13 protein-coding genes are annotated in these 14,027 nt (G+C 48.6%); all 13 read left to right on the forward strand.

What is annotated here, in order from left to right:
- Position 1: 1 nt before the first annotated feature.
- The 13 genes from fliS to fliM all read left to right on the forward strand — a co-directional run bounded on the left by fliS (position 2) and on the right by fliM (position 13,993).
- Complete coding sequence (gene fliS / locus AC0VXX_RS05645) at positions 2–409, forward strand: flagellar export chaperone FliS (protein WP_475516291.1); 408 nt, start codon at positions 2–4, stop codon at positions 407–409.
- 273 nt (positions 410–682) lie between these two features.
- Complete coding sequence (locus AC0VXX_RS05650; RefSeq protein WP_475516292.1) at positions 683–2,116, forward strand: sigma-54 dependent transcriptional regulator; 1,434 nt, start codon at positions 683–685, stop codon at positions 2,114–2,116.
- A 105-nt stretch (positions 2,117–2,221) separates the two neighbouring features.
- Positions 2,222–3,295, forward strand: a complete 1,074-nt coding sequence (locus AC0VXX_RS05655; protein ID WP_475516293.1) for a sensor histidine kinase — start codon at positions 2,222–2,224, stop codon at positions 3,293–3,295.
- Entirely contained in the window at positions 3,288–4,637 is a 1,350-nt protein-coding gene (locus tag AC0VXX_RS05660) for a sigma-54-dependent transcriptional regulator (RefSeq protein WP_475516294.1), read from the forward strand. The genes AC0VXX_RS05655 and AC0VXX_RS05660 overlap by 8 nt, the downstream gene beginning before the upstream one ends.
- Positions 4,638–4,919: 282 nt before the next feature.
- Entirely contained in the window at positions 4,920–5,252 is a 333-nt protein-coding gene (fliE, locus tag AC0VXX_RS05665; RefSeq protein ID WP_110456371.1) for a flagellar hook-basal body complex protein FliE, read from the forward strand.
- Positions 5,253–5,319: 67 nt separating this feature from the next.
- The gene (gene fliF / locus AC0VXX_RS05670) at positions 5,320–7,011 is read left to right on the forward strand and encodes a flagellar basal-body MS-ring/collar protein FliF (RefSeq protein ID WP_475516946.1); all 1,692 of its coding nucleotides are present in this window, start codon (positions 5,320–5,322) and stop codon (positions 7,009–7,011) included.
- Positions 7,004–8,053, forward strand: a complete 1,050-nt coding sequence (gene fliG, locus AC0VXX_RS05675; RefSeq protein ID WP_475516295.1) for a flagellar motor switch protein FliG — start codon at positions 7,004–7,006, stop codon at positions 8,051–8,053. The genes fliF and fliG overlap by 8 nt, the downstream gene beginning before the upstream one ends.
- Entirely contained in the window at positions 8,053–8,997 is a 945-nt protein-coding gene (fliH, locus tag AC0VXX_RS05680) for a flagellar assembly protein FliH (RefSeq protein WP_475516296.1), read from the forward strand. The genes fliG and fliH overlap by 1 nt, the downstream gene beginning before the upstream one ends.
- On the forward strand, positions 8,966–10,306 hold the full coding sequence (gene fliI, locus AC0VXX_RS05685; RefSeq protein ID WP_475516297.1) for a flagellar protein export ATPase FliI: 1,341 nt from the start codon (positions 8,966–8,968) through the stop codon (positions 10,304–10,306). The genes fliH and fliI overlap by 32 nt, the downstream gene beginning before the upstream one ends.
- A gap of 53 nt (positions 10,307–10,359) precedes the next feature.
- A complete protein-coding gene (fliJ, locus tag AC0VXX_RS05690; protein WP_475516298.1) occupies positions 10,360–10,806 on the forward strand; it encodes a flagellar export protein FliJ in 447 nt (148 codons plus the stop codon).
- Positions 10,807–10,993: 187 nt separating this feature from the next.
- Complete coding sequence (locus AC0VXX_RS05695) at positions 10,994–12,328, forward strand: flagellar hook-length control protein FliK (RefSeq protein WP_475516299.1); 1,335 nt, start codon at positions 10,994–10,996, stop codon at positions 12,326–12,328.
- Between the two features lie 75 nt (positions 12,329–12,403).
- Positions 12,404–12,925 carry a flagellar basal body-associated protein FliL gene (fliL, locus tag AC0VXX_RS05700; protein ID WP_475516300.1) on the forward strand — a complete coding sequence of 174 codons (522 nt, stop codon included), beginning with the start codon at positions 12,404–12,406 and terminating at the stop codon, positions 12,923–12,925.
- 39 nt (positions 12,926–12,964) lie between these two features.
- Entirely contained in the window at positions 12,965–13,993 is a 1,029-nt protein-coding gene (gene fliM, locus AC0VXX_RS05705) for a flagellar motor switch protein FliM (protein ID WP_475516301.1), read from the forward strand.
- Positions 13,994–14,027: the final 34 nt, after the last annotated feature.

Below are 14,027 nucleotides of genomic sequence, written 5' to 3' on the forward strand. Positions count from 1 at the left end.
TATGAGAACGTCACTGAAATCATATCGTAAGGTATCAGTAGAGAGCGAAATTTCGGTCGCTTCTCCCCATCGTATTATTCAATTGATGTTTGAGGGGGCGCTGCAACGTTTAGCACAAAGCCGTTATGCGATTGAAAATAATGATATTGCCAATAAAGGGATCTTTATTGGTAAAGCCATTGGTATTATTACTGGCCTAAACAATAGTTTGAATATGGAAGCTGGCGGTGATATCGCCAATAATCTTAGCGAACTCTATGATTTTATGCTGCGTAAAATATCGGAAGCCAACATCAATAATGATGTGCAAGCCATTGATGATGTTAGTGAGATACTCAGAACCATTAAAGAAGGTTGGGATGCTATTCCGCAAAAAGACCATCATATAGTGTCACACAGTGATGCGTAATTGCGTGGTTCGTAAAGCCTTGAGTGCGCCGTAATTCTGTCAGGTGTCAAGCCTTTGACATCTCGCGCTTGAATCGTAGATAAATTGTTCTAGAATCAGATGAGTTTGTCATAAAGTGAATCTGATACTTGCTAATACGTTGCTGATAATACACTATTCCTTAATGGTAGTTAGTTTATTTAAAGTCAGTAGTAACTGCATTATCTCGTTTTCTAAGCTACTAACACTAATAATTAATGCGAACAACACTGAGCGCTTTTACGGCCTTCTTAAATGATGCAAACAGATCAACGAATTCTACTTGTCGGTAATGAGTCAGAGCGAACTAATCGCTTATCTTGTGTTTTTGAGTTTCTTGGTGAACAAGTTGAACAGCTTGGCGTTGATGAACTTGAAGCCCGAGTTTCCAATACCCGTTTTCGGGCATTAGTGCTAGCTCAAGAGGCTCAATCTAAAGAGCTGTTAAAGACGATTGCCACTGCAATTCCTTGGCAGCCGATATTGGTATTAGGCCAAACCGACAACCTTAGCACATCTAATATTCTTGGATGTATCGAAGAACCCCTTAACTACCCGCAGCTCACTGAGTTGTTACATTTTTGCCAAGTTTTTGTTCAGGCTAAACGCCCTGAGGTGCCAACCAGTGGTAATCAAACCAAGCTATTTCGTAGCTTAGTTGGACGCAGTGAAGGTATTGCTCAAGTTCGTCATCTGATAAATCAAGTGGCGGGTTCTGATGCCACGGTACTCGTACTGGGGCAATCCGGCACAGGTAAAGAGGTGGTAGCGCGAAATATTCACTATATTTCAGAGCGTCGTGATGGCCCCTTTATTCCTGTCAATTGTGGTGCAATTCCTGCTGAATTGTTAGAAAGTGAACTCTTTGGCCATGAAAAAGGCTCTTTTACAGGTGCGATCAGTGCCCGTAAGGGGCGATTTGAATTAGCTGAAGGGGGAACGCTATTCCTCGATGAAATTGGTGATATGCCGCTGCAGATGCAGGTAAAACTGCTGCGTGTATTGCAAGAAAAAGTCTTTGAACGCGTCGGTGGTAGTAAGGCGCTTAAGACCGACGTGCGGGTGATTGCCGCGACTCATCGTGAGCTTGAAACCATGATTGCCGATGGGGAGTTCCGAGAGGATCTCTTCTACCGCTTAAACGTGTTTCCCGTTGAGATGCCAGCACTACGTGAGCGTAAAGACGATATACCCCTGTTACTGCAAGAGCTTGTGAGTCGAGTCTATAACGAGGGCCGTGGTAAGGTACGTTTTACCCAGCGTGCCATCGAATCACTTAAAGAGCATAGCTGGTCAGGTAATGTCAGAGAACTGTCTAACCTAGTCGAACGTTTAACTATTCTCTATCCTGGTGGCCTAGTCGATGTGAACGACTTGCCATTGAAGTATCGTCATATTGATGTGCCAGAATATCAAGTTGAAATCAGCGAAGAAGAGTTAGAGCGTGATGCCTTGGCGTCTATCTTTAGCGATGAAGTGGTGGTGGATATGCCTGAGAGCCGCTTCCCCAGTGAATTACCACCTGAAGGGGTCAACCTGAAAGATCTCTTGGCTGAACTTGAGATTGATATGATCCGCCAAGCATTAGAACAGCAAGATAATGTGGTCGCCAGAGCCGCAGAAATGCTGGGTATTCGCCGCACCACCTTAGTTGAAAAAATGCGTAAATATGGCATGAGTAAAGACTAACTCCCCCCGTTTACTGGTTTATAAGGGCACTCATCATAGTGCCCTTTTTTATTGGCATAATATCTGCATTGACTCCGTTAGCAGCATTTTATTGACGGAGTGACTATGTCCGCTACGCCCAAATTACACTTTACTGAGTTTGACTCTGTGCCACCTATGATGGCCAACAGCGTCGCTAATGATGCGATGTCTAGCACCATGGAACATATTCTCCAAGCGATGCCATCGGGTGTAGTGATCATTAATGGCGACGGTATTGTTACCGAGGCTAATCCGGTTGCGGTGCAGTTACTTGGGCAGCCACTAGCGGGTATGCGTTGGCTGCAGATCATTAACCGCGCCTTTGCGCCGCAGCATGATGATGGCCATGAAGTCTCATTAAAAAATGGTCGTCGAGTTAAGCTGGCAATAACCCCCTTGACGCCAGAGGCTGGGCAGCTCATTGTGCTGACAGATCTTACCGAAACCCGCTTGCTGCAAAAGAATTTATCCCACCTGCAGCGTTTATCTGCCTTAGGTAAAATGGTGGCAAGCTTAGCGCATCAAGTGAGAACGCCCTTATCGGCCGCTTTGCTGTATGCCTCTAATCTTGGCAGTCCTAAATTAACCACAGATTCCCGCCAGCGTTTTCAATCAAAGCTTATCGACCGGCTTAATGAGTTATCGCAGCAGGTCGATGATATGTTGCTCATGGCTAAAGGGCGTCAACAAGAGTTGACCGATGCAACTACCATGGCCGAAGTGGTCGATATTGTGCTGGCCAATTGTGAGCCGATCGCGGCGCGCAAAGAGTGTAGCTTGCATGTTGATATGGCCTCAACACAGACCTTTATGGCCAATCGCGCCGCATTGAGTTCTGCCATTAATAATTTAGTGATTAACAGCGTTGAGGCCGGAGCCACACATATCTGGATTAAGGCGCAAGATAATGCGCAGCAGATCCTGTTTGAAGTAGTTGATAACGGTAAAGGGATGGATAAATCCATGCAGCAACAGGTATTAGAACCATTTTTTACCACCAAGTCTCAAGGTACAGGTTTAGGTTTGGCCGTGGTACAAACCGTGGTGGCAAACCATCATGGCCAATTACAGCTCAATTGTATACGTGGTCAAGGGTGCCGAGCCTCATTCGCCTTACCCGCGATGGTCGAACAGGACGTGGAGGTGACCCATGGCTGAAGCTCATATCTTATTGGTTGAAGATGACGTTTCTCTGCGTGAGGCTTTGGTTGATACCTTACTGTTAGCCCAGTATGAATGTGTCGATGTTGGCTCTGCAGAAGAGGCGATAGTGGCGTTAAAAGAACATCAGTTTGACATGGTGATCAGTGACGTGCAGATGGACGGCATCGGCGGCTTAGGGTTACTCAATTATTTACAGCAGCATTACAGTCAGCTGCCCCTTTTATTGATGACAGCCTTTGCAACCATAGATAATGCGGTGAGCGCTATTAAATTGGGTGCGGTTGATTATTTAGCTAAACCCTTCGCGCCAGAGGTGTTGTTAAACCAGGTGTCACGCTATTTAAAACCTAAATTAATCGAAAATCAGCCAATTGTGGCCGATGACAAAAGCCTAGCATTATTGGCTTTGGCGCAAAAGGTGGCTCATTCAGACGCCTCGGTGATGATCATGGGGCCAAGTGGTTCGGGCAAAGAAGTATTAGCCCGCTATATTCATCAGCACAGTACCCGCACCGAAGGCCCTTTTGTGGCAATTAACTGTGCGGCGATCCCTGAAAATATGCTTGAGGCGACCCTGTTCGGTTATGAAAAGGGCGCATTTACTGGCGCTTATCAGGCCTGTCCAGGGAAATTTGAACAGGCGCAGGGTGGTACCTTGTTGCTTGATGAGATTTCCGAAATGGATTTAGGCCTACAGGCCAAGCTATTACGGGTATTGCAAGAGCGAGAGGTCGAGCGTTTAGGTGGCCGCAAAACCATTAAGTTAGATGTGCGGGTTTTGGCGACATCCAACCGTGATTTAAAAGCCATCGCCGCCAGTGGTGAGTTCCGTGAAGATCTCTATTACCGGATTAACGTGTTTCCGCTGACGTGGCCAGCATTGTATCAACGCCCCGCGGATATTTTACCGCTGGCAAAACATTTAGTGCAGCGTCATGCCAAGTCGGCCGGATTAGCATATGTGCCACAATTAGATGAGTCGGCATCGCGGCGATTATTAACCCATCGCTGGCCGGGTAACGTACGCGAGCTGGATAACGTGATACAGCGAGCCCTGATCTTACAGTCGGGCGATACCATCATGGGAGGCGATATTATTATCGACAACCAAGATATCGGTATCGACAGTGCCCCGCAATTTGGCGAGTCAAAAAGCGCCGAGCTAGATGGCCTAGGCGATGAGCTCAAAGCGCAAGAGCATGTGATCATCCTCGAGACATTGTCCCAGTGTAACGGCAGTCGTAAGTTAGTGGCCGAAAAGCTGGGGATCAGTGCCCGTACACTGCGCTATAAGATGGCTAAGATGCGCGATTTAGGCATTCAACTGCCGGCGTAATTGCCCCTTATAGAAGGCACAACATAGGCTATGCCCATAAGCGCAGCACCAGAAGCTATCTTCTTATGCTGCGTTTTTATTTCTGCTATTTACCGCCCGCGGTTCACAGCTTATTTGCGTGGTCAATTCTAGACTTATGCTTGACTTAATTGTCACCTCTAGGAGGTTATTTAAGCAATTCGCTGGCTTAAAGTGCTATCGGTTGACCATTTTGGCAATAATATTGCATTGCCCTTGCTAACAGAAATTTTTCGTCAATAATACGACGACTAAGAGGTTAGTATGCAGATTGGTGCCAATTCATTATTGCAGGAGATGCAATCGCTTAGCGGTGAAATTAAGCCTAGCGGGATCACTCCTAACATAACTCAGCAAGTCGCTAACACCAGTGGCAGTGACTTTGGTCAACTCCTCTCACAAGCGGTCGGCACAGTGAACTCGTTACAGGGTCACTCATCGTCGATGCAAACACGTCTCGATATGGGCGATACCCGGGTGACTTTATCTGACACGGTTATTGCGCGCGAAAAAGCCAGCGTCGCATTTGAAGCTACAGTGCAGGTGCGTAACAAACTTGTCGAAGCGTACAAAGAGATCATGAGCATGCCGGTATAGTGGGCAGCTTTTCTGATCAGGCATTTCTTAATAAAAAACACAGCAGGTATCTATAGTGAGCACAGATATGGTAGTGGGAACAAACTCTACTGCAGACGACATGTTAGCCGGTGGAGTCCAAGAAGAGCACAAACCCAGTGGTGGTGCTTTTGGCGGCGTCGACATGCTACGTCAAGTGACCATGATCTTAGCGCTGGCGATCTGTTTAGCCTTAGCTGTGTTTGTCATGTTGTGGGCGCAAGAGCCTGAATATCGCCCGCTGGGTAAAATGGACACCGAGGAGATGGTGCAAGTCCTCGATGTGCTAGATAAAAATAAAGTTGACTACCAAATTGATGTCGATGTGTTAAAAGTGCCTGAGGATCAATATCAAGAAGTTAAAATGATGCTCAGCCGCGCCGGTATTGACAACTCGGCTGCGAAAGATGATTACCTGTCTCAGGACAGTGGCTTCGGTGTCAGTCAACGTATGGAGCAAGCGCGTTTAAAACACAGCCAAGAGCAAAACCTCGCCCGTACCATAGAAGAACTCAATAGCGTCAGCCGCGCTAAAGTGATTTTGGCTATCCCTAAAGAAAATGTTTTTGCTAGAAATCGTTCAACCCCCACCGCGACTGTAGTTATCAGCACTCGCCGAGGCGGATTAGGCCAAGAAGAGATTGACTCGATTGTCGATATCGTCGCCTCTGCGGTACACGGCCTTGAGCCCACACGTGTCACGGTTACAGACTCTAATGGCCGCTTACTCAACTCGGGCAGTCAAGACGCTGTATCGGCGCGGGCCAGGCGAGAGCAAGAGCTAGTACAACAAAAAGAGTCAGAATATCGCAACAAGATTGAGTCGATATTGATGCCTATTCTCGGCCCAGAAAACTTTACCGCTCAGGTCGATGTGAATATGGACTTTACTGCCGTAGAGCAGACCGCGAAACGCTTTAATCCTGACTTGCCTGCCATGCGCAGTGAAATGACTGTTGAAAACCAATCGGTGGGCTCGACCACTGGCGGCATTCCTGGCGCCCTGACGAACCAACCGCCGATGGAGTCGAACATTCCTGAAAACGCGCTGGATAACCAACAAGAGCGTACTGCTCCGGGCTCGAGTCATAAAGAAGCCACCCGCAACTATGAACTCGACACCACCATTAGCCATACCCGCCAGCAAATTGGCGTGGTCAGACGCGTCAGTGTATCGGTCGCCATTGACTTTAAAACCGGTCCTGCTGGCGCCGATGGGCAAGTGCAGCGTGTGGCGCGCACAGAGCAAGAGTTGGCCAATATTCGTCGGTTACTCGAAGGCGCCGTGGGCTTTAATACTCAGCGTGGTGACATGATTGAACTGGTTACGGTTCCCTTTATGGATCAGTTGATTGAAGAGGCACCTGCGCTAGAAATGTGGGAGCAACCCTGGTTTTGGCGCGCGGTTAAGCTAGTGATGGGCGGACTTATCATTCTGGCCTTGATCCTCTTTGTCGTGCGGCCTATGTTAAAACGGCTTATCTACCCCGATGCCGATAAGATGCCTGATGATCCTATGCTAGGGGGAGAGCTTGCAGAAATTGAAGATCAGTACGCCGCCGATACCTTGGGCATGTTAAACCGACCCGATGCCGAATACAGTTATGCTGATGATGGTTCAATTTTGATACCGGATCTGCATAAAGACGATGATATGATTAAGGCCATCCGTGCCCTAGTGGCGAACGAACCGGAACTGTCCACCCAAGTAGTCAAAGGTTGGTTACAAGAAAATGAGTAATGATAAAGATATTGCAATCAAAGGTAATGCCGTCGAGTTCAATGTTGATGATCTGAGCGGCATCGAGAAAACGGCGATTTTATTACTCAGTTTGAGTGAAGCAGATGCTGCCTCCATTTTAAAACACTTAGAGCCTAAGCAGGTGCAAAAAGTCGGTATGTCGATGGCAGCCATGAAAGACTTCGGCCAAAGTAAAGTGATTGGGGTGCACAAGCTGTTTTTAGAAGAGGTGCAGAAATACTCTTCTATTGGCTTTAACAGTGAAGAGTTTGTGCGTAAAGCCTTGACTGCCGCCTTAGGTGAAGACAAAGCCGGCAACCTGATTGAACAGATCATTATGGGCGGCGGTGCGCGCGGGCTTGAGTCATTAAAATGGATGGACGCCAGACAGGTAGCCACCATTATTCAAAATGAACATCCACAGATCCAAACCATTGTCTTATCGTATCTTGAGCCAGATCAAGCGGCGGAAATTTTTGCTCAAGCACCTGAAAATACTCGTTTAGATTTGATGATGCGTATTGCTAACCTAGAAGAGGTTCAACCTGCAGCGCTGCAAGAGCTTAATGACATCATGGAGAAACAGTTTGCAGGCCAGGGCGGCGCGCAAGCGGCCAAGATGGGCGGACTCAAAGCGGCGGCCAGCATCATGAACTACCTCGATACCGGGGTTGAAAGTCAGTTGATGGAAACCCTGCGTGAATCTGATGAAGAGTTAGCCCAGCAGATCCAAGACTTGATGTTTGTGTTTGAAAACCTCTCCGATGTTGATGATATTGGTATTCAAACCCTACTGCGTGAAGTGCAGCAAGATGTGTTGATGAAAGCCCTTAAAGGCGCTGACGATCAACTTAAAGATAAAATATTACGCAATATGTCCAAACGTGCAGCTGAAATTCTTAACGATGATTTGGAAGCCATGGGGCCTATTCGCATCAGCGAAGTGGAGATGGCGCAAAAAGAAATTTTGTCTATTGCCCGTCGTTTAAGTGATGCTGGCGAGATCATTCTCGGCGGTGGCGGTGGCGATGAGTTCCTATAATGAGTAACGCCGACGATCGCTCAACGCCTAAAGATAAGGCTGACTTTAGTCACTGGCAATTGCCTGACGTGACAGTGGTCGATACCACGGCTAAAGAAAATCTCTTTGGCCGCACAACTCCGGTAAAAGAGGCGGTAGAAGTCGAACAGCATGTGTTGCCGCCGACGCTTGCCGAAATCGAAACTATCCGCGCGGAAGCCGAAACCGAAGGTTTTGAACAAGGCCAGCAACAAGGCTATCAAGAGGGCTTAGAAAAAGGCCGCCTCAGCGGGTTAGAACAAGGCCATCAAGAAGGCTTCAGCCAAGGCGAAGAGCAAGGTTACCAGCATGGCTTGACTCAGGCGCAGCAACAAGTTCAGCAATTTGAAGCCTTAATGCAGCAATTGGTGGCACCTTTATCGCTACTCGATACCGAAATTGAGCAATCTCTGGTAAACCTCAGCATGACCTTGGCTAAGGCGGTGATAGGCCATGAGCTGCAGGTGCATCCTGAGCATGTCTTGGCCGCCCTTCGCCAAGGTATTGACGCCCTTCCGCTAAAAGAACAAGGCGTCAATGTGCGTTTGCACCCAGAAGACGTCACCTTGGTTGAGCAGTTATATGGCAGTGCCCAACTGCAAAAAAATCGCTGGGAGATAGAGTCCGATCCGTCACTGCGCCGCTGCGAGTGCATCATCAGTAATGATAGAAGCCGTGTCGATATGGGACTTGAAAGCCGCATTAAGGCGGTATTTGAAAACTTAGTCCACAGCGAAAGTCACTTAGAGCAACAGAAGCTGCAACAACAGCAGGCGTTGGCTAAGCAGGCGAGTGAGGCGGTGAGTCAGGTATCTGCACCCGAAGTACAATCCACCTCAGAGGCGGATGCTGCGACGCCCCATGATGATAAGCGTGATAACCAAGGTCAACAAGATGCAGACGCGACAACACCAACTGCTGAATAAATTCAAACAGCATAACCATAACGTCAATCCGTTTATGCCCGACGCCAGTGGTCAATTGGTTCGAGTGGTGGGCTTGACGTTGGAAGCTACCGGCTGCCGTGCATCGGTAGGCAGTTTGTGCAGTATTGCGACCATGGCCGGTGACCTTATTGCCGAAGTGGTCGGTTTTGACGATAAACTACTGTATTTAATGCCTGTTGAAGAGCTCAGAGGTGTGATGCCCGGCGCTAAAGTTACGCCATTGGGTGCGCAGGCAGGGCTTAATGTGGGCCTGTCCTTACTGGGGCGAGTGCTCGATGGCAACGGCGTGCCACTCGATGGCTTAGGCCATCTGCATACTGACCAAAAAGCACCGCGTCATGCCGCGCCCATTAATCCATTGGCACGGCGGGCGATCACCGAGCCGCTCGATGTTGGCGTACGCGCCATCAATGCGATGCTGACGGTCGGCAAGGGTCAACGTATGGGGCTGTTTGCCGGCTCTGGCGTCGGTAAAAGTGTGCTGCTGGGGATGATGACCCGTGGCACTACCGCCGATATCATCGTCGTGGGCTTGGTTGGCGAGCGTGGCCGTGAGGTGAAAGAGTTTATCGAAGAGATCTTAGGTGAAGAGGGGCGAGCCCGCTCTGTGGTGGTGGCCGCTCCGGCCGATACCTCGCCGTTAATGCGGCTGCGCGCCTGTGAAACATCGACCCGGATCGCCGAGTATTTTCGTGATTTGGGCTATAACGTCTTACTGTTAATGGACAGTCTGACTCGTTACGCGCAGGCGCAACGTGAAATTGCACTGGCCGTCGGTGAGCCGCCTGCCACCAAGGGTTATCCGCCCTCGGTGTTTGCCAAGTTACCTAAGTTAGTGGAGCGCGCCGGCAATGGTGGCGTGGGACAAGGTTCGATCACTGCGTTTTATACAGTATTAACCGAAGGTGATGACTTACAAGATCCTATCGCCGACTCGGCGCGAGCGATCCTCGATGGGCATATTGTGCTGTCACGTGCCTTGGCTGATTCGGGCCATTACCCTGCTATCGATGTCGAGGCATCCATTAGCCGTGTTGCGCCTATGGTGATCAGTGAAGCCCACTTAGAAGCCACTCGCCGAGTAAAACAGATGTATTCCTTGTATCAGCAAAATCGCGACTTGATCTCGATTGGTGCTTATACCCAAGGCAGCGATCCCCGTATCGATAACGCCATTCGCCTGCAACCGGCAATGAACGCCTTTTTACGTCAAACGATGAAAGAGTCGCTTAGCTTTGACAGTTGTGCCTTGATGTTAGGTCAATTGAGTGCCCAATGTCAGGGGTAGCGGCTATTGTGAAATAAATAGATGCCCTTGAGTTTGATGATTTAGAGGATGTGATGGCAAAACATGATCCACTCGATACCGTGCTTAAATTGGCGCTCGACGCCGAAGAACAAGCGTCACTGCAACTGCGCTCTGCGCAGATGGTGCTGCAAAAATGCCAGCAGCAACTAAGCGCATTACAGCAATACCGTCTTGATTACATGAAACAGATGGAGCAGCAACAGGGGCAGGTGATAAGTGCAAGTAATTATCATCAGTTTCATCAGTTTATCCGTCAAATAGATGAGGCGATCACCAAACAGCATTTTGCGGTGAACGAGTCTGATAAGCAGCGTCAAATTGGCCAGCAAGTGTGGCAAGTCAAACAGCAAAAGCGTAAAGCGGTGGAGCTGCTGCTTGAGCGCAAGGCGCATAAGCGGCAACTTGCCGAATTAAAACAAGAACAAAAGATGATTGATGAGTTTGCCTCTCAGCAATTTTTTCGAAAACCGCAGCGTTAAGCCCTCTGTCACCGCAACATTGCTCTTCATTAAAAATAATCATCAAATATGGCAACTACTTAACAGTTGGCGCTTTATTTGCATTATTTATCAAAATACGAATACCTTATCGGCAGTACGGCCGATTAATTGACACTTTAATCTGGCGCCAGCGCCGCGTGTTACGCGTAAAAGTGTTGGAGGATTTATGCCACAAATGAATAGCGTGCTGTTATCTAAAGCGGATAGCTCGGGTGATAAGTTGGGTTTGCAACCTAATAAATCTAGTGCTAACAGCTCGAAAAATAACGACTTTTCAACGGCGTTAGTGCAAGCTTCAATTGATAATCGTCCAAGCCATAAACCCGACGCATCTTCTGAAGCTGATAAGGTCGTGCGCGACAATCAACAGGGCGTATTAGCGGATGAGCAACAACAAGAGCATAGTGACATTGCCAATGTGTTGGCGCAAATTAACTGGGCGACGCAGTTAGCGGAAAACCAGGAGCTTGCCGAGGGCGGCGCGCAATTGCCACCCGATGCAGAATTAGGCACAGAGCTGACAGGCGAGACGAGTACCGACGAGCTGTTAGCCAGCCTAACCCAATCCCAGCTCGAGGGGCTTGAGAGCCAAACAGGCTTGAGTCAGGCACAACTAGCGCAATTGCCACCGCAAATAATGGCGGGGTTAATCGAGGGCGCGCAGCAGGGCAACAGTACTGCTTTTAATGCCTTAATCGAGCAGGCCAACACGTTTTTAGCCGCGCAAGGTGTGGGTAACCAAGGTCTCGGGGCTAACAGTCTTGGGGCTAAGATGGGCGGCGACGATGCTAAATCGATTTTGGGTGGATCTCAATCTGACGTAACTCCAGAGCTTAAACCTGACGCTGCGGGCCAAATAACCGCTAAAGTGCAAGCTCAAGCGGATGCTAATGCGGCCAATGAGCTTAAAAATGCTAAGTTAATGGTCACTATGGCGGCAGAGGCTGATATGGCCGACAATGGCATAAACGAGTTAAAACCCACATCATCGACCATAACATCGACTCCTTTTGCGCGAGCCGAGGCACCAGCCCAGTATCAAGTCTCCATTCGACCCCAAGGTGAGCCTGCCCAGCAGATGCAAGAGATGATTCAAAAGTTCTCCCCCGTCATGCGTCAACAATTGATCGCTATGGTCAGCCAAGGGGTGCAACACGCAGAGATCCGGCTCGACCCGCCAGAGCTTGGGCAGATGATGGTGCGTATTCAAGTACAGGGCGATCAGACCCAAGTGCAGTTTCAGGTGATGCAACATCAAACCAAAGATCTGGTCGAGCAGGCGATCCCACGCTTACGTGAGATGCTGGCCGAACAAGGAATGCAGCTGACAGACAGTAATGTGTCCCAAGGCGGTGGCGGTCGAGAGCAAGGTGAAGCCGATGGCTCTGGCCATCCAAATGGCACCTCATCATCAGATATGGATGAAATATCAACAGATGACAGCTTATTGGCCGCGAATAATGCAACAAGTTACCGCTCAGGTATAGATTATTACGCATAAGCAGGTAACCTATAGGGTTATTGATTACTCCACCTGGTGTAGGCGCTTAAAAAGTGGCGTGTGATAGGAAAAAACATGGCAGAAGAAGAATCGTTACAACTGGAAGAGAATGCGCCGCTCAAAAGCAAAGAAAAGCTGATTATTTTTGCCTCTGTAGGGCTTGTCGTCCTCCTTGGGGTGGCCGTGGTGTTATGGTTGTTATTGGGCTCGAGTGACGCATCCGATAGCGAAGTATCAGAAGAGGCGCCTGTAGAGCAAGCGGCATCGGTTAATAGTGGTGAAGCGTTTTATGTCGGCATGCCTCGGCCGTTTCTGTTCAATCTGCCAGGGCAAAACCGCGCGCGTATTGTCGAGATAAAAGTGCAGTTAATGGTGCGAGGGGCTGACGATGATGTGTTACTGAAGAAACACATTCCATTAATCGAAGATGCGCTATTAACGACTTTCAGTAGTGCCAATGTACAAAAGTTAAGTTCGTTAGCCGGTAAAGATGAGTTACGACAGATGGCGCTGCTGAATGTGCAAAACACATTACGACCAGTAACAGGACGCAAAGTGGTCGAACGGGTACTCTTTACTGGGTTTGTAATGCAGTGATGCTAGCGGCAACCTTGATTAACCAGGTAGGGCGATATTGTGAGTGATCTATTAAGCCAAGACGAAATTGATGCGTTATTACACGGTGTCGATGACGTTGATGAAGATGAGGCAAGTGATAACGAGCTAGATGCGCGGTCCTATGACTTTTCTTCTCAAGATCGTATTGTCCGTGGCCGGATGCCGACCCTTGAGATCGTTAACGAACGTTTTGCCCGCCATTTACGCATCAGTATGTTCAACATGATGCGCCGCGCGGCAGAAGTGTCGATTAATGGCGTGCAGATGCTCAAGTTTGGCGAATACGTGCATACCTTATTTGTGCCCACTAGCCTTAATATGGTGCGTTTTAGCCCGTTAAAAGGCACTGCATTGATCACCATGGAAGCCCGTTTGGTGTTTATCTTGGTCGACAACTTCTTTGGCGGTGACGGCCGATTTCATGCCAAGATTGAGGGGCGAGAATTTACCCCCACCGAACGGCGTATCGTGCAACTGCTGCTTAAAATCATCTTCGAAGATTATAAAGAAGCTTGGGCCCCTGTGATGGATGTAGAGTTTGATTATCTGGACTCTGAAGTGAATCCCGCGATGGCCAATATTGTTAGTCCTACCGAAGTGGTGGTAGTGAGTTCGTTTCATATCGAAGTCGACGGGGGCGGTGGCGATTTTCACATTACCATGCCTTACTCGATGATAGAGCCGATTCGTGAACTGCTCGATGCAGGTGTGCAAAGTGATACCCAAGACACAGATATGCGCTGGTCGCAGGCGTTAAAAGATGAAATCATGGATGTCAAAGTGGGCATCGATGCCACCATAGTTGAAAAAGAGATGTCATTGAAGAGCGTACTGAGCTTAAAGGCGGGCGATATTATCCCGGTTGAAATGCCAGAACACATAGTGATGCGGGTCGAAGACTTACCCACTTATCGCTGTAAACTCGGACGTTCAAGAGAGAATTTAGCCTTACATATCCGGGAAAAAATCCCACGGCCCGAGACGGCGAAAAGCGAATTACAGCTGGTCACCAAAAAAGGCAAGGCAAGAGAAATTGGCAATATTTAGGTAATCCGAGTTTAGGTTAGTTAACCATTATTTG

Source organism: Shewanella sp. QJM3NY_23, assembly GCF_056173105.1.

Bases quoted from the DNA above. Each gene is read 5' to 3' on its own strand.
- fliE (WP_110456371.1), top strand. From the start codon at position 4,920: ATGCAGATTGGTGCCAATTCATTATTGCAGGAGATGCAATCGCTTAGC.
- fliL (WP_475516300.1), top strand. From the start codon at position 12,404: ATGGCAGAAGAAGAATCGTTACAACTGGAAGAGAATGCGCCGCTCAAA.
- AC0VXX_RS05660 (WP_475516294.1), top strand. From the start codon at position 3,288: ATGGCTGAAGCTCATATCTTATTGGTTGAAGATGACGTTTCTCTGCGT.
- fliI (WP_475516297.1), top strand. From the start codon at position 8,966: ATGCAGACGCGACAACACCAACTGCTGAATAAATTCAAACAGCATAAC.
- fliS (WP_475516291.1), top strand. From the start codon at position 2: ATGAGAACGTCACTGAAATCATATCGTAAGGTATCAGTAGAGAGCGAA.
- fliF (WP_475516946.1), top strand. From the start codon at position 5,320: ATGGTAGTGGGAACAAACTCTACTGCAGACGACATGTTAGCCGGTGGA.
- AC0VXX_RS05695 (WP_475516299.1), top strand. From the start codon at position 10,994: ATGCCACAAATGAATAGCGTGCTGTTATCTAAAGCGGATAGCTCGGGT.
- fliH (WP_475516296.1), top strand. From the start codon at position 8,053: ATGAGTAACGCCGACGATCGCTCAACGCCTAAAGATAAGGCTGACTTT.
- AC0VXX_RS05655 (WP_475516293.1), top strand. From the start codon at position 2,222: ATGTCCGCTACGCCCAAATTACACTTTACTGAGTTTGACTCTGTGCCA.
- fliG (WP_475516295.1), top strand. From the start codon at position 7,004: ATGAGTAATGATAAAGATATTGCAATCAAAGGTAATGCCGTCGAGTTC.
- fliJ (WP_475516298.1), top strand. From the start codon at position 10,360: ATGGCAAAACATGATCCACTCGATACCGTGCTTAAATTGGCGCTCGAC.
- AC0VXX_RS05650 (WP_475516292.1), top strand. From the start codon at position 683: ATGATGCAAACAGATCAACGAATTCTACTTGTCGGTAATGAGTCAGAG.